The organism is Reyranella sp. (assembly GCF_050185545.1).
Lineage (GTDB): Bacteria > Pseudomonadota > Alphaproteobacteria > Reyranellales > Reyranellaceae > Reyranella.
Genome location: NZ_JBFWZI010000111.1, coordinates 3378 through 24467, shown reverse-complemented (window position 1 = coordinate 24467; position 21090 = coordinate 3378). Strand labels below are relative to the sequence as shown.

Genomic DNA, 21090 nt, shown 5'->3' with positions numbered 1-21090 from the left:
CGAACGACGCGGCGCTGGGGTTGATGTCCATGCACACGATGGTCTCGCCCTGCTTCTCCAAGATTGGAATGAGGCGGCGACCGATGAATCCGGCACCCCCCACGACGACAATCGACATCCGTTCCTCCTATCAAGATTGGGGTGGCAACCCGCCCCATTTTCCCAGCATCGTAGTGTGCGCCGGGGGTGCTGGGCCTCCCATCAAAATGCGCTGGGGGCGTGCCCCAGCCATGATCGCCATCGCGAGACCATGCCGCACATTCCAGCCTGGCGCCGCAAGATCCTCGCGCGGCGGACTTTCAACGGACTTGCGGTTGCGGGATCGCTCACTCATCCGCGGCACGGCGGCGTGAATAATGGAGAAATTAAGGCGGCCACCGCGACCCGCGACAATGTTAACCTTGGCGACACCCGACGATTTCATCGACTTGGACAACAACAATAGTCTTACTCGACCAACAAGCAGGGCAGGCCGATCATGAAGCGACGTCTCTTCGTACAATCCGCATTCCTGGGGCTGATCAGCGGTCCGGCATGGGCGGGCGATCCGCTGCCCAAGATGGTCGAGACACCGATGCTTGCCGACCAGGTCAAGTCGGGAGCGCTGCCGCCGGTCGACCAGCGCCTGCCGCAGCATCCCCTGGTCATCAGGCGATTTGCCGGTGGCGATGGGCCCGGCCAACCGGGGGGCCAGGTGAACATGCTGATGGCCAACACCCGCGATACGCGCCTGATGACCGTCTACAGCTACACCCGTCTGATCTCCTACGACGAGAAGTTCCAGCTCAGGCCCGACATCCTCGAGGCCTTCGAGGCCAAGGAGAATCGCGAGTTCACGCTGACCTTGCGGGCCGGCCACAAATGGTCCGACGGGCACCCCTTCACCACCGAGGATTTCCGCTTCTTCTGGGAGGACGTGGCCAACAACAAGAAGCTGTCGAAGGGCGGCCCGTCGGTCGAGCTGATGGTCGACGGCAAGCCGCCCAAGGTCGAGATCATCGATGACCGGACGATCCGGTACACCTGGGACAAGCCCAACCCGTACTTCATCGAGAGCCAAGCCCGCGCCGCGCCCTTGTTCCTGTTCCGCCCGGCCCACTACCTGAAGAAGTTCCATACCACGTACACGCCGGAGGAAGAGATCCTCAAGTCGGCCCAGGGCGGGCAGCAGAGCTGGGTACAGATCTTCAAGAAGCTCGACGTGATGTACGGCAACAGCAACGTCGACCTGCCGAGCCTCAACCCATGGGTCAACACCACGCCCGGCTCGGCCCAGCGCTACATCTTCCAGCGCAACCCCTACTTTCACCACGTCGACGAGAAGGGCCAGCAGCTGCCCTACATCGACCGCATCGTCTTCACGATCGCGGCGGCCAACCTTGTGCCCGCCAAGGCAGGCATGGGCGAAGCCGACTTGCAGGTCCGCTACCTCAACATGCGCGACTACACCTTCTTGCAGAAGAGCGCCAAGACGTCGGGTGTCGAGGTGCGGTTGTGGGAGACCGGCTCGGGCGCCCAGATTGCCCTCTTTCCCAACCTGACCACCAACGACGAGGAATGGCGCAAGGTCTTCCGCGACGTCCGCTTCCGGCGCGCCCTGTCGGTGGCGATCGATCGCAACGAGCTCAACCAGGTGGTCTTTCTCGGTGTCGCCAGGCCGTCGAACAACACGATCATGGAGCGATCGACGCTGTTCAAGCCCGAGTACGCCAGCAAGTGGGCCCAGCACGATCCCAAGCTCGCCAACAAGCTGCTCGACGAGGTCGGCCTCGACAAGCGCGATGCCCAGGGCATCCGCCTGCTGGCCGATGGCCGGCCGGCGACCCTGGTGGTCGAGCACAGCGGCGAGGACACCGAGGACGCCGATGCGCTGCAGCTGATGGGCGAGATGTTGAAGAAGGTCGGCATCAAGATGCTCCCCAAGCTGCAGACGCGCGAAAACCTCCGTCTGCGGACCTTCTCCGGCGAGGCCGTCATGACGGCCTTCGCCGGAGTCGTCACCGCGGTGCCGACCGCCAACACCAGCCCCAAGGAGTTCGCGCCGACGATGCTGGGCGCTCTGCAATGGCCGCGCTGGGGCCTGTTCTACGAGTCCAAGCAGCGCCAGGGCGAGAAATGCGACCTGCCGGAAGCGAGCGTCCTTCTCGACTACCTGCGCGAATGGGAACAGTCTTCCGACGAAGCCGGCCGGCGCGCAGCCTGGGACAAGATCCTCACTGCCCATGCCGACAACGTGTTCACGATCGGCACGGTGAACGGCGTTCGCCAACCGCTGGTGGTCGGACCGAAGGTCCGCAACGTGCCGAAGGAAGGCTACTTCGCCTGGGATCCCGGCGGATACATCGGTCTCTACCGGCCCGACACGTTCTGGGTCAGCCAGTAACGCCTCCTCGTGAGCCTCGCGGCTGCGGAGCGGACACATTTTCAATCCCACCCCCGTCATGCGAGTCAGACGGGAGTGGGATTGCCAGCATCTAGGACTTGCGAAACGACTCGCGCGCCGACTTGGCTTGGCGAAACGTCGCCGTGAGCTGGCTCTGGTCGGCGTCGGCAAAGGCGGTCGCGGCGTGTAGCGCGCCGGCGGTGGCGTTGACCGCCTCCTTGACCATGCGCACCGTGGGAGCCGGCATCGACAGCACCACCTCGGCCAGCTCGAGCGCCCGCTCGACCGTCTTGCCGTCCTCGGCGACTTCCTCGACCAGTCCCCATGCCAGCGCCTGCTCGGCCGGCATCTTCTCGCACAGCACGCAGATGCGCTTGGCGCGCGCCGGCCCGACCAGGCTGATCAGGCGCGGCAGCGCGCCCCATTGCAGGTTGAGGCCTATCTTCACTTCCGGAACGTAGAGGTAGGCGCCCCGCCCCATCACGCGCCAATCGCAGGCGAGCGCGATGGCAACGCCGGCGCCGACGGCCAGTCGCTCCATGGCGGCGATGGTGATCTGCGGCATCGCTTCCCAGGCCTTGCACAGGCGGACCCCGCCATAGGCGCGCTGCCGGCGCTTCAGATCGTCGGTCTCGCTGGTCCAGCCATCCGTCGCCTTGAGATCGAAGCCGGCGGAGAAGCCATTGGGCGCGCCGGCCAGCACCACGGCATGGGTCTCGAGATCGTCGTGGAACGAGCGCGCCGCGTGCGTCAGCTCGACCACGAGCTTCTCGTTGAAGGCATTGAGATTGGCCTTGCGGTCAAAGCGGACGACGGCGATCCCGCCGCGCCTCTCGATGGTGACGTAGTCGAGCTTCACGGTCCGTCCCTCCCGCGAGCCACGGGCTCGCCCGATCAGAGGCTCATGCTGGCACGCCGACGACCGGGAATTCACCTGCTGGTCGGAGGCTGCATTCGCAGTGCGGCCCTCGCGGCCTTCGTCGGCAGGTCACGGTCACGGCGCTCTTGGGTCCCGTTCAGGCGGGCGACGATCCCGGCCGGCAGCCCCTTGGGCCCGATCATGACGACCCACGAGGTCGGGGTGTCCTTCATGCCGAGGTCGGCGAGCTGCGGCACCTTGGCGCCAGCGGCGTGGCGCTGGGCGTTGCCAGCCCCAGCGGGCGGATCGCGCCGGAGCTGATCAGCGGCACAGCTCAGGCGAGCACGGCGACGCCAAAGTCGGCCTCGCCCTTGGCCAGCGCCTCCATCATCGGCGCGCCGCCGCGATAGGATACGTGCACGGCCGAGAGGTCGCCCGCCCGCTTGAGGTAGACCTCGGCGCCGAACTGGGTGATGCCGGCCGGCCCCGACGAGGCATATGTAGCGCGGCTGCCGCTGGCCTTCAGGTAGGCGTCGAGGTCCTTCACGGTCATGAAGGGCTTGCTCGCCGGCACGACCAGGATCAGCGGCGACTGGCCGACCAGCGTGATGGGTGTGAAATCGGCCAGCGGATCGCACTTCGCGTTCTGCGGCTGCCGCTGCAGGCCGGCCAGGCCATCGGGCAGATCGTCGTCGAAATCCTGGGCGGTGCCCAGGACTCGGCTGCCGGCCTCGACGTCATGACGGCGATGGGCAAGGTGGCGGTGAGCCTCGCCTTCGTGCGCGAGCAGGAGAAGCATGGCACGGTGTGGGCCGGCGCCGGCTACACTGCGGCAGCGACCAGCCTGTTGCAGCCGGCAGGCGCCGATCCGGAAACCGTGCTGACCGGGGTCCGGACGGCGGAGGCGCTGATCGCGGCGCATCCGTGATCGCGCCAGACACAGGGACGGTCGATGGCCAGGTTCATAGATGCGCTCAGGAGGGCTAGGCTCGAGAAGCCGATCGAATTCGTGACGATGATCGTGACCGTTCCCGGCCTGGTCATCGGCCTTGTCGGAGCAGCCTTCGTCTACTTCCAGTTCCTCGATCTCAGGAAGAATCTCGACAGCCAGGCCTACGGGATCATCAGCCAGGAGCTCGGCGAGCTGAACCGATTGTTCGTCGAGCACCCCGAGATGCGACCGTATTTCTACGCACGCGAGCCGCTGCCCGACGACGAGCTGAAACGGAATCGAATCCTGGCCGTCGCCGATGTCTACCTGGATTTCATAGACAACTACTACTCCCAGGCTTCGCATCTGGACTGGTCTCACTACAACCGCGGCGGATGGGATGCCTTCATCCGGGGCAGCTTCGAACGCAGCTGGGTGCTCTGCTATGCCCTTTGCAAGGATCAGGACGAGTTCGGTGATGCGATCAGGGACGTTGCGTCGGGGATCTGCAAGGGCGTGACGCGGTCGCCGGCCGGCGGCACGGGCAAGCCAACCAAGCAAATGACCGACCGGTCTGAAGCCCGTTGCCGGCAGCCCTGAAACATGCGCACGGACGTCGACGTCGAGCCACGAGGAGTTTCGGCTCCGGACGGCCTGCTCGCCCCGGACTTGACCTGCCTGAATCTTCTCGCCGGCGAGCTGAAGAGCCCAATCGCGCGGTTTCGGCGCCGACTGGCGCGCCGACCGGTCCTGGCGATCGTCACCTCGTCACAACGGACCCGCGATAACGACGCGTCGGCGTGCCATTCTGCAGCGCAGGCCCTCACCGCGTCGTACGCTTGCTGCCTCGCGCGAGCCGCCTTACGCTTTTTGCCTTGCGGAGGCATGGTGCGATGGATCACATCCGATACGTCGATGCCCTGGCGGCGAAGTACGGCGCCATGGGCTTTCCACCCTACGACTGGAGCCGCTACGACGACGCGCCGTTCGCCCCGCTCGCCAAGCCGCTGGCGCAGTGCACGGTAAGCGTGCTCACCAGCGGCGGTGTCTCGCGCTGTGCCATGCCGCCGTTCAATCCCGATGCGCGCAACGATTTTCGTCTCGACACGATCGAGCGCGACGCGCCGTCCGACGATTTCCAGATCCACGACAGCTACTACGACCACGCCGATGCCGACCACGACCTGAATTGCATCTTCCCGATCGACCGGCTGCGCGAGATGGCGCGCGACGGTGAGATCGGCGGGGTCGCGCCGCGCCTGTGGAGCGGCTTCATGGGCCGCATCTACAAGCGCCAGGCGGTGCTCGACGACAAGGCGCCGGCGCTCGCCCGCGAGCTCAAGCGAGACGAGGTCGATCTCTTCATCGCCGTCCCGGCTTGACCGCTCGATCACCAGACCGTGGGTCTGGTCTGCCGGGTGGTCGAGGAGGCGGGCATCGCCACGGTCTGCGTCTCGACCGGCCGCGACATCACGGCGCTGGTGCGCCCGCCGCGCAGCTACTTCGTCAATGCGCCGATGGGCAACAATTTCGGCGCCGCGGGTGACGCGGCGACTCAGCGCCGCATTCTGCGCGCCGCCCTGCAGCTCGCGGTCGAGGCGCGCGCACCGGGCCGCATCGTCGACGATCCACTGCAATGGCCCAAGCCATTTGCCTTCGACCCGGCTCCGCCCTCACCGGAGGCTTTGGCCAGGCAACTGAAAAAATGAACAGACAGGAGGACGCCATGAGCGAGCTGTTGCCGGACGCGCCGCGGCCCTATGTGCGCTACATCGACAAGACGCGCGCCTACTACGCCTCGCAAGGCTACGCCAAGCCGTACAACTGGGCGCACAACGAGGAGGCGCCATTCACGCCGCTCGCCAAGCCGTTGGCGGCCAGCACGCTCGCCCTGATCTCCACCAGCGAGATCGCAATCCAGGGCGATGCGCGCTTCGCCGAGGATGCCGATACCAAGGCAGTGGGCAACGTCTACGCCATACCGTCCGACACGCCGTCGGACAGGCTCTACAGCCGCACGCAAAGCTACGACCGCTACGCCACCTCGCTCGACGACCCCAACGCCTACTTCCCGATCGACCGCCTGCACGAGGCGCAGGCGCGCGGCCGCATCGGCCGGATCGCCCCGCACTGTCTCGGCGTCTACAATGCCTACAGCCAGCGCAAGACCACCGAGCGCGATGCGCCCGAGGTGCTGGGCCAGTGCCGCGCCATGGCGGTCGACGTCGCCCTGCTGGTTCCGGTTTGACCCGTCTGCCACCAGACCGTGAGTCTGGTCGCCCGCCACCTCGAAGCGAACGGCATTCCCACCGTGGTCATCGCCACGGCGCGCGACATCGTCGAGTCGGCCGCCGTGCCGCGACTGCTGTTCGTCGACTTCCCGCTCGGCGCGCCATGCGGCGAGCCGTTCGATCCGGGCCAGCAGAGCGCCGTGCTGGAGATGGCCTTCCAGCTGCTGGAGACGGCTACGGCGCCGCGCACGACGCGCGAGGCCGGGCTGGCCTGGAGCAAGGGCCAGCGCTGGAAGGACCTCATCTTCACCGAGGAGCAGCCGTTCCTGCCCGGCGAGGCGGGTGAAGCCTGGCTGCGGAAGAAGGAAGCCTACCGGCGGCTGAAGGCCGAGGGGAAGGTCTAGGCCCATGCCGACGATCGTCGTCTACACCACGCCGCTCTGCGCGCCCTGCGAGGCGCTGAAGCGCGCGCTCGCGGCGCGCGGGCTGGCCTTCCGCACCGTCGATCTGCTGATGGACGAGGAGGCGGCGGAGCGGCTGGAAGAACACGGCATCCGCAGCGCGCCGGCGCTCGAGGTCGACGGCCGCCTCTACGCCGGGGCCGCGCTGGCGCCCGATCGGCTCGACGCCGTGCTGAAACCGTAGAGACGTTCGGCTGCTCCCCGATCGGCGGCGCAGGCGCTACGATGCCGCCTTTGCCGACGATGGTTCCGAGGAGTTGCATGCCTGCCGAAAAGCCGACCGACATCACGTTCACGCCGTTCGCCGAGAACGACGGCTTCATCGCCCACAACGGCCCCTACTACTGGGGCCGGGAACCGTCGGGCGAGCTCGTCTACGGCTTCCAGAGCGATGCCCGCCACGGCAACCCCAACGGCGTATTGCACGGCGCCGCCGTCGGCGCCTTCGTCGACACTTTCCTCGGCCATGCCGTGGTCACGCGAACGGCACGCCTGTGCGCGACCGTGGCCTTGAACTTGCAGTTCGTCGCCGGCGTGCCGGCAGGCGGCTGGGTCACCGGCAGGGCCCGGCTGCGCAAGCTCACGCGCACCATGGCGTTCCTCGACGCAGACGCCAGCGCGGCGGATGATCTCCTGCTGACCGCAACCGCGATATTCCGCCTGTTCGACGCTCCGCCGACGGGCGCTGCAGGCAAGCCCTGACCGACCGAGGGTCGCACACCATGTCGTTCCACTCGGCCGGGTGGGGTCGCTCCCTGCGCGCCGTGGTCGAGCCGCTGGCCGCGGCGGCGGCACTGATGGCTGCCGCATGTGCGATGCCGGAGCCCGCGCACCAGCCTGCCGCCACCGTCGCGCCGCCGGCCGGGCCGGCGCCAACGCCGGCGGGCGTTCCGGCGCGCGGCAAGTACGTCCTCGTCGACATCGCGACCTTCGAGCTGGTCGCCTTCCAGGACGGCAGGCCGGCGCTGCGCAGCCGCGTCATCGTCGGACGGCCGCAGACGCCCACCCCGCAGCTCGTCACCTCGATGTACGCCATCAAGTTCAACCCATCGTGGACGCCGACGCCGGCCATGATGCGCAACGAGGGACTGCGCTACGTGCCGCCGGGCCCCAACAACCCGCTCGGCCGCATCCTGTTCGAGCTCGCCAACGACCAGCTCATCTTCCTTCACGACACGAACCAGAAGGAGCTGTTCAACCGCTCGCAACGGGCCTTGAGCCACGGTTGCGTGCGTGTCGAGCAGGCACGCCCGCTGGCCGCCTGGGCACTCGGCGTCACGCCGCGCGACGTCGATGCGATGATCGCGCGCGGCACGACCACCTCGGTTCCCCTGCCCGAGACCATCCCGGTCGTCCTCGCCTATCGGACGCAGGCCGCTCGCCTGCCCGCCGAGCAGCGCGTCGCCGTCGCAGAGCCCGCGCCGGCGGGATGTCCCGGCTTGCCGCGCGCCCGCAGCGGCACCACGATCGGCGACGGGGGGTCATTTGCTGGGAGCGCGCCACTCCGATGGCGCTCTTCTTGTCGATTGCGCATCCCCATGAGCGCCATCGGAGTGGCGCGCTCCCAGCAATGAGCCATGGCCCCTGCGCCCCGTATGCCGGGCACGTCCCAGCGCTGCCAGGGGAGGAGAATGAAGATGGGAATGCGGCGAAGAAGGAGTGGGAACAGGCTGCCTACGGCAGCGGCGGCAATCCCTCCGCCGCGACCTGCTCGGCCAGGGAATTGTCGACGGCCATCTCGAAGGGCGTGCCTGGCGACACGAAACCGCCCGAAACCAGGCCGGCACGCAAGCGCTCGTAACCATCGCGGGGATGCACGGGGGTCTGGCTCCAGATTTCGAGATCCTTGTAGCGAGCGCAGGCGGCCTCGAGGAGCGCGGTCGGCAGCTCCGCAAAGTAGCTCGCGATCGCGCTCGCGATCTCTGCCGCACCGGCGCGCGCCACCCACTTCTCCGTGCGGGCGATGGCGCGCACCATGCGCAGCAATTCGTCCCGCCGGCCCTGGATCGTGCCGCGCCGCGCATAGAAGGTGGTGTACGCGGTCGGCCCGCGATGCGCCGCCGCGTACCAGACATGGCCGGCTTGCCTGGCTTCGAGCAGGCTGGCGAAGGGCTCGAAGACCTGCACGACGTCGACCTCGCCGGCCTCGAGCGCCGCGACATTGTCGGCCATCGACCGGTCGGCGATGCGCGCGAGCCCGTCCGGGTCGAGCCCGGCCAGCCGGAGATCATGCTGCAGGCAGAGCCACGGCGTCGGCACCTCGCTCACTGTCGCCAGCCTCGAGGTGGCGAGGTCGCTCACAACGAAGCCCGGATTGGGCCGGCGGCCCAGCAGCAGGAACGGATCGCGCGTCACCACCTCTGCGAAGCAGACGATGTCGCAACCCGGCATCACCTGGTAGGTCTCCATGACGCGCATCGGTCCGCCCCAGCAGACATCGACGGTGCCGTCCATCAGCCGCAGCGCCGCGTCCCGCGGTCGCGGCGAGCTGACGAACTCGATCTCAACGCCCTCGGCGGCGAAGGCGCCGCGCGCCAGCGCGACGTAGAACGGCGCATAGAAGACGGCACGCAGCGATTCCTGAAGCCTGATCGACATGGCGGGTACGATGCGCGCCGGGCGTACCGGCGCGCAAGCTCCGAAGATGGGCGACCAGCGCCCATCGTGCGGCGTACAAGGAACGCACTCGGTGCAGTTCGCCTATGGGCGCACGCTCATTCTCCTTCCCAGCTTTGCCGCTACGGCGTGGACGCATCTCCTTTTCCTCCCGCTGTGGCGCTGTAAACAGCGCCGAATCGGGGGAGGTGCCCCATAGGCGTTCCTCATCCTGAGGAGGCCGCGCAGCGGCCGGCTCGAAGGATGGGCCACACATTGGATCGTTGAAAAATAGTGCCCACGCTCGTGCTGCATGGCGATGACGACCAGGTCGTTCCGATCGACGACGCCGCAAAGCTCTCGATCAAGCTGTTGAAGAACGGTACCCTGAAGACCTATCCGGGCTTCCCGCACGGCATGCTGACCACCCATGCCGACGTGCTCAATCCGGACTTGCTGGCCTTCGCAGGGAGCTGATGACCTACGACGTCTTCCTCTCCTATTCGCGGGCGGCCTCACGGCCGCACGCCATCGCGCTGCGCGAGGCGTTGTGCGGCACGCTCCCGGCCGACCGGGTATTTCTCGACACCAGCGACATCGTGCCCGGGGCGCAGTTCCCGGACGAGCTTGCCGCCGCGGTGGCGGCGTCGCGCGCCGTCGTCGTCTTCGCCGACGCGCTGTACTTCGCCCGGCCCTGGTGCGTGCGCGAATTCGAGGCCGCGCTCGGCGGCGACGGCGAGGAGCGTGGCGTGCTGATCGCGCTGCCGCCCGAGGGCGACCTCGACTCGCTGCTGCTGCACCTGCCGCCCGCCCTGGCGCGGCGCGCCTGGCCGCAGGCCAACGAGACCGCGGCGATCGCCGCCATGGTCGCGCGCGCGCTCGGCGCGGGGCTCGACCGCTCGCTCGACGTGCCGGCGGAAAGCGCGCTGCGGCCGGAGGGCATGACTCCGCCGCTGCCGTGGCGTGCCCAACAACGCGTCGCGGTGGACACCGCGCCCGAGTCACTGGGCGACGGCTTCATCGGCCGCGAGCACACGCTGTGGCGGATCTTTCGCGGCCTGGAGACGCGGCGCGCCGGCGGACGCGGGCGCAGCCTGCTGCTGCATGGCGGCGCCGGCTCGGGCAAGAGCCAGCTCGCCGCCGAGTTCCTGCGGCGCGCCGGGCCGCGCCACTACGACGTCGTCTGCTGGCTCGACGCCGACGTGCCCGACGAGCAGTGGCGCGGCCAGATCGACGCCCTGGGCCCGCTCCTCGCGCCGGCTGCGACGGCCGCCGCGGCCGGCTCGAGTCCGAAGGGCCCGGGCTTGAAGGAGTCGTGCGCCGCGCGCGCGGCGAGCGGCCAGCGCATTCTTTGGGTCGTCGACAACCTGCCCGAGCCGCAGGCCGGGCAGCAGCCGGCGCCGCTCGATCATTGGTGCCCGCCGCTCGGCCACGTCAGCCTGCTGCTGACGTCGCGACGCCCGCAGGTGCACGGCTGCGACGAGACTCTCGTCGTCGATGCCCTGCCGGCCGACGCGGCGGTGCGCGTGCTTACCCGTCCCGACGTCGACCCGCGCTGGCTGTCCGGCGCCGACTGGTCGGCGATCTGTCGTTGGGTCGGCGGCCTGCCCCTGGCGCTCGGCATCCTGCAGGCCGGCCTGGCCGACGGCAGCCTCGCGGCGGAGGCGCTGCGCGCCGCGGTCGACACGACCGAGCCGGCGCCGGCGCTCGACGAGGAGGTCGCCCAGCTCGCCGAGGTGATGCCAGCGGGCACACTGCGCGGCATCGGCGATGCGCTGGGCGCCTCGCTCGCCGCGCTCGAACGGCAGACCTCGGCTCACCAGGCTCTGGCGGCGCTGGCCCGGCTCGAGCCATGGGCGCTCGGTGAGTCGCTGGTCGACCTGTTCGCTACGGCCGCCGAGCGCGCGCTGCTGGCGCGGCGCGGCTGGCTGCAACCGGCGACCGGCAGCGACGGCCATCGTACCTGGCGCCTGCACCGCGTAACGGCGAGCTTCGTGCGCCATCGCACGGCGATGGACGGCGAGCGCGTGCTGCTCGATCGCCTCGCCGACTCGATAGAGAAGAATCGTCTTGCTCTCGGGGTGACGCGCGAGCTTGGCCGGCATCTGATCAAGGGCCTGGCGCCGATGGTCGCGCGGATCAACCGCGCGCCGGAGTTTCCACAGGCCGTCGTCGAGGCAGGCCGCCGCTTCGGTGCGGCCGCCGCCTTGACACATCTCGGCGACACCGACTGGCGCGGCCTGCGTTATGTCGGTGCCGGCTGGGCCTCGGCCTTCGGCGCCGGGGCGATCGTCGAGGCGCGCGCCAACGCCGTGCTGGCGCGCGGTGACGAAAAGGAAGTCGCCGACCTGCCCGCGGCCCTCCAGCCGCTCGGCCGCATGCCCGAGGTGGCCCGGATCATCGCCGGCCTCCTCGAGGATCCACGCGATGCGCCGCGCTGGCATGCGATCGTGCACGCCGGTGCCTACAGCGCGCCCGTCGTGCTCGAGCCGCTGTGGCAGGCGCTGGCAAGCGAACCCGTCGACGCCGTACGCAAAAATGGCATGCCGGTGCTGGCCAACCTGATGCGCGCGCCCGACGCGCCGTTGCGTGCCCTCCTCACCCACGCCGCCTCGCGTACCGACGACTCGTCTGCTGCGGTGCGCGGCATCGTCGTCGCCGTGCTCGGCGAGGCGCTCGAGCTGCTGGGCGAGTCGGGAGCCGCCGGCGGCTTCTCCGCGGCGTGGCTACGCGCTGCGCTGCTGCAGATGCTGCGCCGCGAATCCGACCCTGATGTCAGGCAGAAGGCGGCCGAGGCGCTCGGCGTGCGGCACGCCGAAACCTCGTGGCAAGCCCTGGTCGACGCGCTGCGCAGCGAGAAGACCGCCGCCGCCCGCAACGACCTCGCCACCTACCTGCGTGCGGTCGAGCGGCCGCAGGCGCCGCGTGGCGCTTCGTTCGACATCGACGAAGAAGGCAAGGAATCGATCAGGGTCGATCTCGGCGGCAAGGGCGTCCCGCGCCCCGACCTGTGGCAGCCGCTGGTCGAGCAGGCCGTGCGCGCCGACGGCTCGGGCGACGACGACGCACTCGCCCTGCTCGGCCAGCCCTCCGGCGGGCATGGCGCGCTGTCGACGTCCTTCGAGGCCCTCCTCGACCGGAGCGGCCCGCCGCACGAGGCCGTGCGCTTGGCCGACCGCTGCGTCGCGCAATTCCCCGACGACCCGAACTTCCGCTGGTGGCGCGGCATGGCGCGCGAGGTGACCGGCGAGGCCGCCGGCGCGCTCGCCGACTTCGAGGCCGTGGCGGATGCCGCGCCGCAATTCGGCTACGCCTTCAAGCGCATCGCCCGGCTGCGCCTGGCGCGCGGCGACCTCGAAGCAGCGCGCCAAGCCTTTGCCAGGGCGCAGGCGCTGATCCCGGAGGATCCGGAAATGGCCGCCCTGGCATCGGCCCTGGCCGGCGCAGGAGCCGCCGGCACATAGCCGGACCTCGCGGCTGCGCAGAGCATACGCACATGCCAAGAGAATCCGTCATCCCGAGCGGAGCCGCCCGAATGGGCGCTGTCTACAGCGCCATTGGCGGCGCAGTCGCGGGACCTTTCTGATGCTGAAACCAGAAAGGTCCCCCTACGTCTTCCTTCGACTACGCTCGGCGCAGGCGCCGCGGTCGGCTCGGGTCGGGCTGACGGCATTGTTTGATATATGCGAATGCTCTGGACGGCACATGGAGGACGAGCATGGCCCACGAACGGTTTCGCCGCTTCAACACGATGGGGCGCTGGCCCAACCAGACGATCGACTACGACGTCTCGCTGATGGTCCGCGCGAGAGGGCGCAGCCTGTTCATCGCCGGCCTCACTGGCTTCGACCTCGACGGCACGTTCCATGGCAAGGGCGATCCGGCGGCGCAAGCCGACCAGGCAATGAAGAACCTGAAGATCCTGGTCGAGGAGGCCGGCGGCACGCTCCAGCATGTCTGCAAGATCACGACCTACCTGCTCGACCGCGCCCACCGCGAGCCGGTCTACAACACCGTCGCCCGCCACCTGCAGGGCGTCGCGCCGTGCGGCACCGGCCTGATCATCGCCGGCCTGGCGATGGCCGACATGCTGGTCGAGTTCGACATCGACGTCGTCATCCCGGATTGATGCGCATCCTCTGGTTCTTCGGGTACGTCGCCGGAATGATCGTCGTGCCGGTGATCGTCATCGGCATCGCGCAGATCTTCATCGGTCCGCTGCAATGGCCGCCACCGCACGGCCATACCGGCCGACTTCCGACCAGCAGCGAGGTCACCGCGGTCGGGTTGTTCACCGGCGCCTGGGTGGTGGCGCAGCTCTTCGTGTTCGGTCGCATGGCGTCGTGGGCCTCGACGGTCGGACCGGGGCCGGGCGCCGCACCGGTCTCCGCCACGCAGCTCGCTTCACGCCTGCTGGCGCTCAACAGTCTGCGCGCACCCTGGCAGGTCGGCACCGGCCGTCGCCCCGACGAGCTTGTCGTCGACTGGCGCTACGCCGACGCCACGTGGCTCGATTCCATGCGCGCCCATGGGCTGCGCCGCACCTTCCGGCTCGCGCTACGGCTCGACGAACGCAATCGGGTCGTGCGGGCGATCGAGCGCCACGCCGAGCTCGATTGGTCGGCCGGCGTCACACTTGGCGCCGCGACCCTGCGCTGGCAGACGACTTACGGCATCAATTTCCACCAGCACCAGCATGAGGGAGTCTTCGGGCTGCAGATCCGCAACGGCCAGCCGACGCTCGATCTGAGCTACGCCTACACCTTCTCGCTCAAGGAGCTGAAGAACCCGATCATCGACCTTGTCACGGATGCCGGCTGGCAGTTCCGCCCGGTCATCACCTTCTTCCGCCCGGTCGGCGGCTGATCCACTCCAGGAACACGGTGCGATCGGTCACACCGCTGCGCGGCCCGCGATGGCGTAGCCATCACCCTCGGCGGCGAGCCTGGCAGCAAAGCGGAAGTCGGCGTCGAAGGCGGCATGGATGCGGTACAGCGGCTCGCCCCTGTCGACCGGCTGGCCGATCTTCTTGAAGAGATCGACGCCGGCGCCCTTGTCGATCGGTGCGCCGGCCAGCCGGGCGATCCGCGCCAGGCGCAGGCAATCGATGGCGCTCACCACGCCATCCCTTGGCGAGACGACATCCTGCACCAGCCGCCCAGGCGCGCAGGCGGCCGGCGGCGGCCCCTGGGCCGCCATGATGGCGCGCATCTTCTGCAGCGCCGCGCCGCTCTCGAGTAGCGCGCGCGCCCGGGCGATCCCCTGCCCGCCGCGCAGGGCCGGGTCGAACTCGAGCACGTGGCCGGCAAGAAAGACGGCGCGCTCGGCAAGATCGCGCGGCGCCGCCGGATCGCCTTCCAGGACCTGCATGACATCGCGCGCCTCGAACCAGGGGCCTATGCCGCGGCCGATCGGCTGGCTTCCGTCGGTCGCCACCACCATGGTCTGCAGGCCGAGCTGGTCGGAGACGTACTCGAAGAGCTTGCGCAGGGTCACGAAGCGATTGCGGTCGCGCAGTTTCGCGGTCGGTCCGACCGGCAGGTCGAGCAGAAGGTGGGTCGAGCCGGCCGCCAGCTTCTTCGACAGGATCGATGCCACCATCTGCTCGGGCGTATCGATCGACAGCGGCCGCTCGACGGTGATCAGCACGTCGTCGGCCGGCGACAGGTTGGCATGGCCGCCCCACACCAGGCAGCCCTTCTCCCGCGCCACGACCTCGCGCATCTCGTCGGGGCCGAGATCGACCCGGGCCAGCACCTCCATCGTGTCGGCCGTCCCGGCGGGCGACGTGATGGCGCGCGAGGAGGTCTTGGGGATCAGCAGGCCGTGCGCCGCCACGATCGGCACGACGATCATCGACGTGCGGTTGCCCGGCACGCCGCCGATGCAATGCTTGTCGACCACCATGCCGCCGTTCCAGGCCAGCCGGCTGCCGACCGCGGCCATGGCGCGGGTGAGCGACAGCACCTCGGGCGCCGTGGTGAAGCGCGCCGAGGCGATCAGGAAGGCGGCGATCTCCATCTTGGAATAGCGGTGTGCGGCGAGGTCCTCGGCGATGGCGCGATAGGCTTCGGCCGACAGCTCCTCGCCGTCGATCTTGGCCCGAACATGGTCGAGGCTCGCCGGCGCCGCCGCCTGCGCGATCTCGACGCTGTCCCCTTCCGGCAGGTCGAGCTGGCGAAACGCCAGGAGCGACAGGCCGAGCTCGTCCGGCCCGAGGATCGCGGGATCGTCGACCACGTTCAGCGTAGCGACGATCCGGCGCTGCCGTCCGGCGATCTCGATGCGCGCCAGGGCGATGAATTCCTCGGCGCGATACACGGCACAGTGCCGCGACAGGAACGCGACGGTTTCCTGACTGGTATCGATCCCAAGCTTCCTGACACGCAGCATCGGCTGCCATGGTCTTTACTTGGCGAATCGTCCGGACGCAAAGCTCGAGCAGCCGCGCCGGATCCACCGGCCGCTTTCATGGCGAGCGCACCCGGCACCTCGCACCGGTGGTGCATCCTGTCTGCAGGATTGCTGACATCTCGAGCGCAGCGGAAGGACCTTTGAGGCCGCGACGAAGGTCCGCCCGCTGCGCTCGGGATGAACAGTGTCGCTGCGACAGGAGCAGTCATTTTTTCACGGTCCTCGTTTGCCAGATGCGAGTGCCCTGCACGCGCCCACGGCTGCCTTCCCTCACCGGCCGGCCTGTGGTGAGTTGCAGGCCGATGACCTCCCCCAGCTCGCGCTCGCCCACATCCGATACTCCCGATTTGAATGTCGGATTGACCGAAGCCGAGGCGGCGGCTCGCCTGCGCGCCGAGGGCTTCAACGAGATCCCTTCCACCGAGCATCGCACGCTCCTGCATATCGTCGGCGACGTGCTGCGCGAGCCGATGTTCGCCCTGCTGCTGGGCGCCGGCGCGATCTATCTCGTGCTGGGCGATCTCGGCGAGGCCCTCATCCTGCTGGCATTCGCGACGCTCTCGGTCGTCATCACCGTGGTCCAGGAGACCCGCAGCGAGCGCGTGCTCGACGCCCTGCGCGAGGTGGCCAGCCCGCGCGCGCTGGTCGTGCGCGACGGCCAGCGCCGGCGCATTCCCGGCCGCGAGGTCGTGCGCGGCGACGTCATCGCCGTGCTCGAGGGCGATCGGGTCGCCGCCGATGCGGTGCTGCTCGCGGCGCGTGAGATCATGGTCGACGAATCCCTGCTGACCGGGGAATCGGTCGCGGTCCACAAGTCGGCCGCGCTGCACCGGGCGGCCCTCGAGCGGCCAGGCGGCGAGGGCACGCCATTCGTTTATTCCGGGACGCTCGTCGTGCGCGGCGAGGGCCTGGCGGTCGTGGCGGCGACCGGGCCACGCACCGAGCTCGGCCGCATCGGCCAGTCGCTGCGCCGCATCGCGCCCGAGCCGCCGCGCCTGCAGACCGAGACGCGCGCCCTGGTCCGCATTTTCGCCGCGGTGGGCATCGCCGCAACCCTGCTGGTCATCGTCCTCTACGGGCTGGTGCACGGCGACTGGCTGCAGGCGGTGCTGGGCGGGATCGCGCTCGGCATGTCGATGCTGCCCGAGGAATTTCCGCTGGTGCTGACCGCCTTCATGGTCATGGGCGCCTGGCGGCTGTCGCGCGCCCGCGTGCTGACCCGCCGCGCCACCGCGATCGAGATGCTCGGCGCCGCCACCGTGCTGTGCACCGACAAGACCGGGACATTGACCGAGAATCGCATGGCGATCGCCGAGCTGCGCACACCCGCTCTGCACTGGCGGCGCGACGATGGACAGCCCGTGCCGCAGGCTCTGGCGACGATGATCGAGGCGGCGATGCTCGCCAGCGCGGCGCAGCCCACCGACCCGATGGAGAAGGCGATCGCCGAGCTCGCCGGCGCGACGACCGAGGGCGGTGCCGGCCGCACGCTGGCTCGGCACTACGGGCTACGGCCGACGCTGCTCGCCATGACCAATGCCTGGCGCCAGGACGGCGCCGCCGGCTGCGACATCAGGGCAAAAGGTGCGCCGGAGGCGATCGGTGCGCTCTGCCGGCTGGGCGAGGACGACCTCGCCTGGCTGCGCCGATCGGTCGACGAGATGGCGCGCCGTGGCGTGCGCGTCCTAGGCGTCGCCGCGGCCAGCCATGGCGAGGTGGCATTGCCCGACTCGCCAACGGGTTTCACCTTCGAGTTCCTGGGCCTCGTGGGCTTCAGCGATCCGCTGCGCGCCAACGTTCCTGCGGCCATCGCCGAATGCCGCTCGGCCAATGTGCGCGTCATCATGATCACCGGCGACTATCCGGCCACGGCGCGCGCCATCGCCGAGCAGGCCGGCCTCGAGGCCGGCGCGCCGATCGACGGCACCGAGCTGGCGGGGCTCGACCAGGAGGCGCTGCGGCAGCGGCTGCGGACGACCAGCGTCTTCGCCCGCATCATGCCCGAGCAGAAGCTGCGCCTGGTCGAGGCGCTCAAGGCCGACGGCGAGATCGTCGCCATGACGGGAGACGGCGTGAACGACGCGCCCGCCCTCAAGGCGGCGCATATCGGCATCGCCATGGGCGGACGCGGCACCGACGTTGCGCGCGAAGCCTCCTCGATCGTGCTGCTGGACGACGATTTCGGCTCGATCGTCCGCACCATCCGGCTGGGCCGGCGGATCTACGACAATCTGCGCAAGGCCAGCGCCTACATCGTGGCGCTGCACGTGCCGATCGCCGGCCTCGCGCTGCTGCCGCTCCTGTTCGGCCTGCCGTTCATGCTGACGCCCGTGCACATCGCCTTCCTCGAGATGGTGATCGACCCGGCCTGCTCGATCGTCTTCGAGGACGAGACCGAGGAACGCGACCTGATGCGCCGGCCGCCGCGGCCGGCGTCGAGCCGGCTGCTGTCCCCGGCGATGGCGCTCTGGGGCGTGCTGCAGGGCGCGCTGGCCCTGGCCGCGCTGGCCGGCGTGCTGCTGTTGGGGATCGGCCGCGGCATGCCGGACGACGAGCTGCGGGCGCTGATGTTCACCTCGCTGGTGCTGGTCAACGTCGGGCTCATCCTGATCAACCGGACGTTCTCGTCCTCCCTGCTCGCCGCCGTACGCCGTCCGAACCGCTTCCTGTGGTGGCTGCTGGCGTTCGTCGGCGCCGTGCTCGCCGTCGCGCTCGTTTGGCCGCCGGCCATGAGCCTGTTCCGCTTCGGCCCCTTTCACGTCGACGACCTCGCGGTGTCGGTGGCGGCCGGAGCCGCCGTCCTGCTGACCATGGAGGCGATCAAGCCCTACTGGCGCAGCGCCTTCCGGACGTGAGCCTTCAGCGCATGTGCTCCCACAGGTCGCGCTCGTCGTCGTGGCGGGCCTGCTCGAGGCCCTTGAAATCGCCGCGCGAGACGACTCCCAGGATACGGCCGTTGGCAACCAGCGGAACGTGGCGGAAGCCGCCGTCCCACATCAGCCGCAGCGCGTCGATGGCGGTCTGCTCGGGCGACAGGGTGGCGGGGCTGGGCGTCATCACCTGGCCCAGTCGCGTGCCCACCGCGTCGCGGCCTTCTGCCAGCACGCGGCACACCGCATCGCGACCGGTGAAGATGCCGACCAGCCGACCGGTCTCGCCGGTCACCAGCACGGAGCCGGCCTGGCTGTCGCGCATCCGCTCGCAGGCGGCGTTGACGCTCGCCGTCTCACTCATGATCAGCGGGTGCTGCTCCAGGATGATGTCGCGTAGCTTGCGCATGGCGGCCTCTGCAGAAGGATGGCCCATCCTTCTGCCCGCTCGTCGGCGCAGTCGACTTGATCGAGATCAACCCTATTGCAGGAACTTGAGGTACTGGCCCACGAAATCACAGCCGACGTCCTTCGAGTAGGCGTCGATCAGCTTCCTGGTGATCGGGCCCGGCGTCTTGCCGTCGGCGACGGGCGCGCCGTTGAAGCTCCTGACCGGCAGGATGCAGAGGCTGGTCGAGGTGAGGAACATCTCCTCGGCATTGGCCGCGTCGAACAGGTCGATGTCGCCGGCCGTGCAGGCGATGCCGAGCTTCTTCGCCATGTCCATGGTCATCTGGCGGCTGACGCCCGGCAGCACGTAGCGCTCCGACGGCGTGAACAGCTGGCCCTCGCGCACGATGAAGATGTTGCTGCCCAGCCCCTCGGCGAGGTTGCCGTGCTCGTCGAGCAGGATCGCCCAGGCATCGGGACGCATCGCCTTCACCGGCTTCTCGGCCATGATCATGTTGAGGTAGTTGTGCGTCTTGGCGCGCGGCGACAGCATCGAGGGCGCGGTGCGTCGCGTCGTCGTGGTAATCACCTCGGCGCCGTCGCGGTAGAGCGGCGCGCGCTTGGCGAGCGGCAGCGGCAGCACCTCGATCACGACATTGGGGCCGGTGTGCTCCCAGCCCTCGTCGCCCACCGCGTCGACGCCGCGGCTGACGCGCTGGCCGACCCACCAGTCGCCGACGGCGGGACGCAGATGCTCGTTGCGCGCCACGACCTCCTCGCTGTGGGCGACCATCTCCTTGGGCCCGATGCCGGGATCGATCTGCAGGTAGCGCAGCGAGCGATAGAAGCGATCGATGTGTTCCTTGAGCCGGAACGGCTGGCCCTCGAAGGTGCGCGTCATGTCGAAGGCGCCGTCGCCGTACTTCCAGCTGCGGTCGCGGAACGGGATCATCACCTGGCCTTCCGGCATGAACTGGCCGTTGAACCAGGCGATGCGCTGATTGCTGAGCTGTTGAGCCATGTCGTTTCCTTTCTGATCAGACGAAGGCGAAGCCGCCGGCGGGCGGCGCGGAGGCCGGCCGGCGCCGGCGCTTGACGGCAACGGGCGAGGCGGGCGCGATCCGGCCCGAAGAGTCGGCGAGCCCCGCGACATAGGTCAGCGCGCCGCCGATGTCGGCTTCCATCTCGCGCCGCGCCATTGCCGCGTCGCGCGTCTGCAGCGCCCTGATCAGCCGCAGCCGGCGCTCGGGTCCGCGCGGCGAGGCGACGTAGTCGGGATAGAGCAGGTTGAGATAGGGCCCGGTCTGCAGCCACAAGCCCTCGACGATGCGCTGCAGCGCCGGCTGGCGGGCGATGGCGGCGACGCTGAAATGGAACTCGCGGATCTTCTCGCGGTCGGTCGCGAAATCGCCGCGGCGACGCGCCGCCATCAATTCCTCGGCGATGCGGCGCAGGCGGGCGATCTCGGTGCGCGTCGCCACCAGCGCCGCCTTCCCGGCGCCAAGGCCCTCGACCGCCATCCGGAGGTCGCGCAGCTCGAGCACGCGGTCGCGCGTCATCAGCGGCACGCGCACCGAGCGGTTGGGCTGCATCTCGAAGGCGCCCTCCGCCACCATTCGCCGGATCGCCTCGCGCACCGGCGTCATGCTGACGCCGAGCGAGCCCGCGATGGTGCGGAAGGTGAGCTTTTGGCCCGGCGTCAAGCGGCCGGCCGTCAGCCCATCGCGCAGCTGGCCGTAGACCTGGCTGCGCAGCGACGTGTCGACGGGGGCGCGAGGGCTCATTGGACCGCCAGCATAGCCGACCTCGTACCAGTTTGTGATCACAAATTTGGATTGCCGTCCGGCGCGCGGCGGGGCATCGTTCTTGCAGGGAAGGTCATGTCTTGCGGACCGCGGGCGTCCCGCCCGCACCTGTCTCATGAAAAACCATGAGCGGGCGGGTAGCCCGCGGGAC

22 protein-coding genes and 1 pseudogene are annotated in these 21090 nt (G+C 69.2%); 15 read left to right on the top strand and 8 right to left on the bottom strand.

The window, feature by feature from the left end:
- Positions 1-118 (bottom strand): NAD-dependent epimerase/dehydratase family protein (locus AB7O82_RS24625; RefSeq protein WP_428620379.1); only part of this gene is annotated, 118 nt, incomplete at its 3' end.
- 360 nt (positions 119-478) lie between these two features.
- Here AB7O82_RS24625 and AB7O82_RS24620 point away from each other — a divergent pair.
- Complete coding sequence (locus tag AB7O82_RS24620; RefSeq protein ID WP_428545630.1) at positions 479-2383, top strand: ABC transporter substrate-binding protein; 1905 nt, start codon at positions 479-481, stop codon at positions 2381-2383.
- Between the two features lie 91 nt (positions 2384-2474).
- On the opposite strand, the gene AB7O82_RS24615 is transcribed toward AB7O82_RS24620, so the two are convergent.
- Positions 2475-3242: an enoyl-CoA hydratase/isomerase family protein gene (locus tag AB7O82_RS24615; protein WP_428545627.1), complete on the bottom strand. Its 768-nt coding sequence runs from the start codon at positions 3240-3242 to the stop codon at positions 2475-2477.
- A 334-nt stretch (positions 3243-3576) separates the two neighbouring features.
- A complete protein-coding gene (locus AB7O82_RS24610) occupies positions 3577-4041 on the bottom strand; it encodes a Bug family tripartite tricarboxylate transporter substrate binding protein (protein ID WP_428545624.1) in 465 nt (154 codons plus the stop codon).
- Here AB7O82_RS24610 and AB7O82_RS24605 point away from each other — a divergent pair.
- The 9 genes from AB7O82_RS24605 to AB7O82_RS24565 all read left to right on the top strand — a co-directional run bounded on the left by AB7O82_RS24605 (position 4006) and on the right by AB7O82_RS24565 (position 8439).
- The gene (locus AB7O82_RS24605; RefSeq protein ID WP_428545621.1) at positions 4006-4170 is read left to right on the top strand and encodes a hypothetical protein; all 165 of its coding nucleotides are present in this window, start codon (positions 4006-4008) and stop codon (positions 4168-4170) included. The two genes, AB7O82_RS24610 and AB7O82_RS24605, sit on opposite strands and share 36 nt — an antisense overlap.
- Before the next feature lie 24 nt (positions 4171-4194).
- The gene (locus tag AB7O82_RS24600; protein WP_428545618.1) at positions 4195-4773 is read left to right on the top strand and encodes a hypothetical protein; all 579 of its coding nucleotides are present in this window, start codon (positions 4195-4197) and stop codon (positions 4771-4773) included.
- A gap of 293 nt (positions 4774-5066) precedes the next feature.
- Positions 5067-5555, top strand: a complete 489-nt coding sequence (locus AB7O82_RS24595; protein ID WP_428545615.1) for a glycine/sarcosine/betaine reductase selenoprotein B family protein — start codon at positions 5067-5069, stop codon at positions 5553-5555.
- A gap of 18 nt (positions 5556-5573) precedes the next feature.
- Entirely contained in the window at positions 5574-5882 is a 309-nt protein-coding gene (locus AB7O82_RS24590; protein ID WP_428545612.1) for a hypothetical protein, read from the top strand.
- A gap of 17 nt (positions 5883-5899) precedes the next feature.
- Positions 5900-6421 carry a hypothetical protein gene (locus AB7O82_RS24585; protein WP_428545609.1) on the top strand — a complete coding sequence of 174 codons (522 nt, stop codon included), beginning with the start codon at positions 5900-5902 and terminating at the stop codon, positions 6419-6421.
- A gap of 18 nt (positions 6422-6439) precedes the next feature.
- Positions 6440-6808 (top strand): hypothetical protein, encoded by a 369-nt coding sequence (locus tag AB7O82_RS24580; protein ID WP_428545606.1) that lies wholly within the window; start codon positions 6440-6442, stop codon positions 6806-6808.
- Between the two features lie 4 nt (positions 6809-6812).
- Positions 6813-7049 (top strand): glutaredoxin family protein, encoded by a 237-nt coding sequence (locus AB7O82_RS24575; RefSeq protein ID WP_428545603.1) that lies wholly within the window; start codon positions 6813-6815, stop codon positions 7047-7049.
- A gap of 77 nt (positions 7050-7126) precedes the next feature.
- Positions 7127-7567, top strand: coding sequence for a PaaI family thioesterase (locus tag AB7O82_RS24570; protein WP_428545600.1), 441 nt, complete (start codon positions 7127-7129; stop codon positions 7565-7567).
- Positions 7568-7587: 20 nt separating this feature from the next.
- On the top strand, positions 7588-8439 hold the full coding sequence (locus AB7O82_RS24565) for a L,D-transpeptidase family protein (protein WP_428620377.1): 852 nt from the start codon (positions 7588-7590) through the stop codon (positions 8437-8439).
- Between the two features lie 100 nt (positions 8440-8539).
- Here the strand turns inward: AB7O82_RS24565 and AB7O82_RS24560 are convergent, their stop codons facing one another.
- Entirely contained in the window at positions 8540-9463 is a 924-nt protein-coding gene (locus AB7O82_RS24560) for an ABC transporter substrate-binding protein (RefSeq protein ID WP_428545594.1), read from the bottom strand.
- A 291-nt stretch (positions 9464-9754) separates the two neighbouring features.
- On the opposite strand from AB7O82_RS24560, the pseudogene AB7O82_RS24555 reads away from it, so the two are divergent.
- From AB7O82_RS24555 to AB7O82_RS24540, 4 genes and pseudogenes are all read left to right on the top strand, one after another.
- Positions 9755-9937: pseudogene (locus tag AB7O82_RS24555) on the top strand (alpha/beta fold hydrolase); the annotation flags it as partial.
- Positions 9937-12924, top strand: coding sequence for a TIR domain-containing protein (locus AB7O82_RS24550; protein ID WP_428545591.1), 2988 nt, complete (start codon positions 9937-9939; stop codon positions 12922-12924). The pseudogene AB7O82_RS24555 and the gene AB7O82_RS24550, both read left to right, overlap by 1 nt.
- A 254-nt stretch (positions 12925-13178) precedes the next feature.
- Positions 13179-13589, top strand: coding sequence for a RidA family protein (locus AB7O82_RS24545; protein ID WP_428545588.1), 411 nt, complete (start codon positions 13179-13181; stop codon positions 13587-13589).
- On the top strand, positions 13586-14326 hold the full coding sequence (locus tag AB7O82_RS24540) for a hypothetical protein (protein WP_428620375.1): 741 nt from the start codon (positions 13586-13588) through the stop codon (positions 14324-14326). Before AB7O82_RS24545 ends, AB7O82_RS24540 begins: the two co-directional genes overlap by 4 nt.
- 27 nt (positions 14327-14353) lie before the next feature.
- On the opposite strand, the gene AB7O82_RS24535 is transcribed toward AB7O82_RS24540, so the two are convergent.
- The gene (locus AB7O82_RS24535; protein WP_428545582.1) at positions 14354-15853 is read right to left on the bottom strand and encodes a thymidine phosphorylase family protein; all 1500 of its coding nucleotides are present in this window, start codon (positions 15851-15853) and stop codon (positions 14354-14356) included.
- Positions 15854-16176: 323 nt separating this feature from the next.
- On the opposite strand from AB7O82_RS24535, the gene AB7O82_RS24530 reads away from it, so the two are divergent.
- The gene (locus tag AB7O82_RS24530) at positions 16177-18729 is read left to right on the top strand and encodes a cation-translocating P-type ATPase (protein WP_428545579.1); all 2553 of its coding nucleotides are present in this window, start codon (positions 16177-16179) and stop codon (positions 18727-18729) included.
- A 4-nt stretch (positions 18730-18733) separates the two neighbouring features.
- Here AB7O82_RS24530 and AB7O82_RS24525 read toward each other — a convergent pair whose 3' ends face one another.
- The 3 genes from AB7O82_RS24525 to AB7O82_RS24515 all read right to left on the bottom strand — a co-directional run bounded on the left by AB7O82_RS24525 (position 18734) and on the right by AB7O82_RS24515 (position 20918).
- Positions 18734-19153 (bottom strand): CBS domain-containing protein, encoded by a 420-nt coding sequence (locus AB7O82_RS24525; RefSeq protein WP_428545576.1) that lies wholly within the window; start codon positions 19151-19153, stop codon positions 18734-18736.
- A gap of 72 nt (positions 19154-19225) precedes the next feature.
- Entirely contained in the window at positions 19226-20155 is a 930-nt protein-coding gene (locus tag AB7O82_RS24520) for an aminotransferase class IV (RefSeq protein ID WP_428545573.1), read from the bottom strand.
- Between the two features lie 16 nt (positions 20156-20171).
- Entirely contained in the window at positions 20172-20918 is a 747-nt protein-coding gene (locus AB7O82_RS24515) for a GntR family transcriptional regulator (protein ID WP_428545570.1), read from the bottom strand.
- Between the last annotated feature and the right edge of the window lie 172 nt (positions 20919-21090).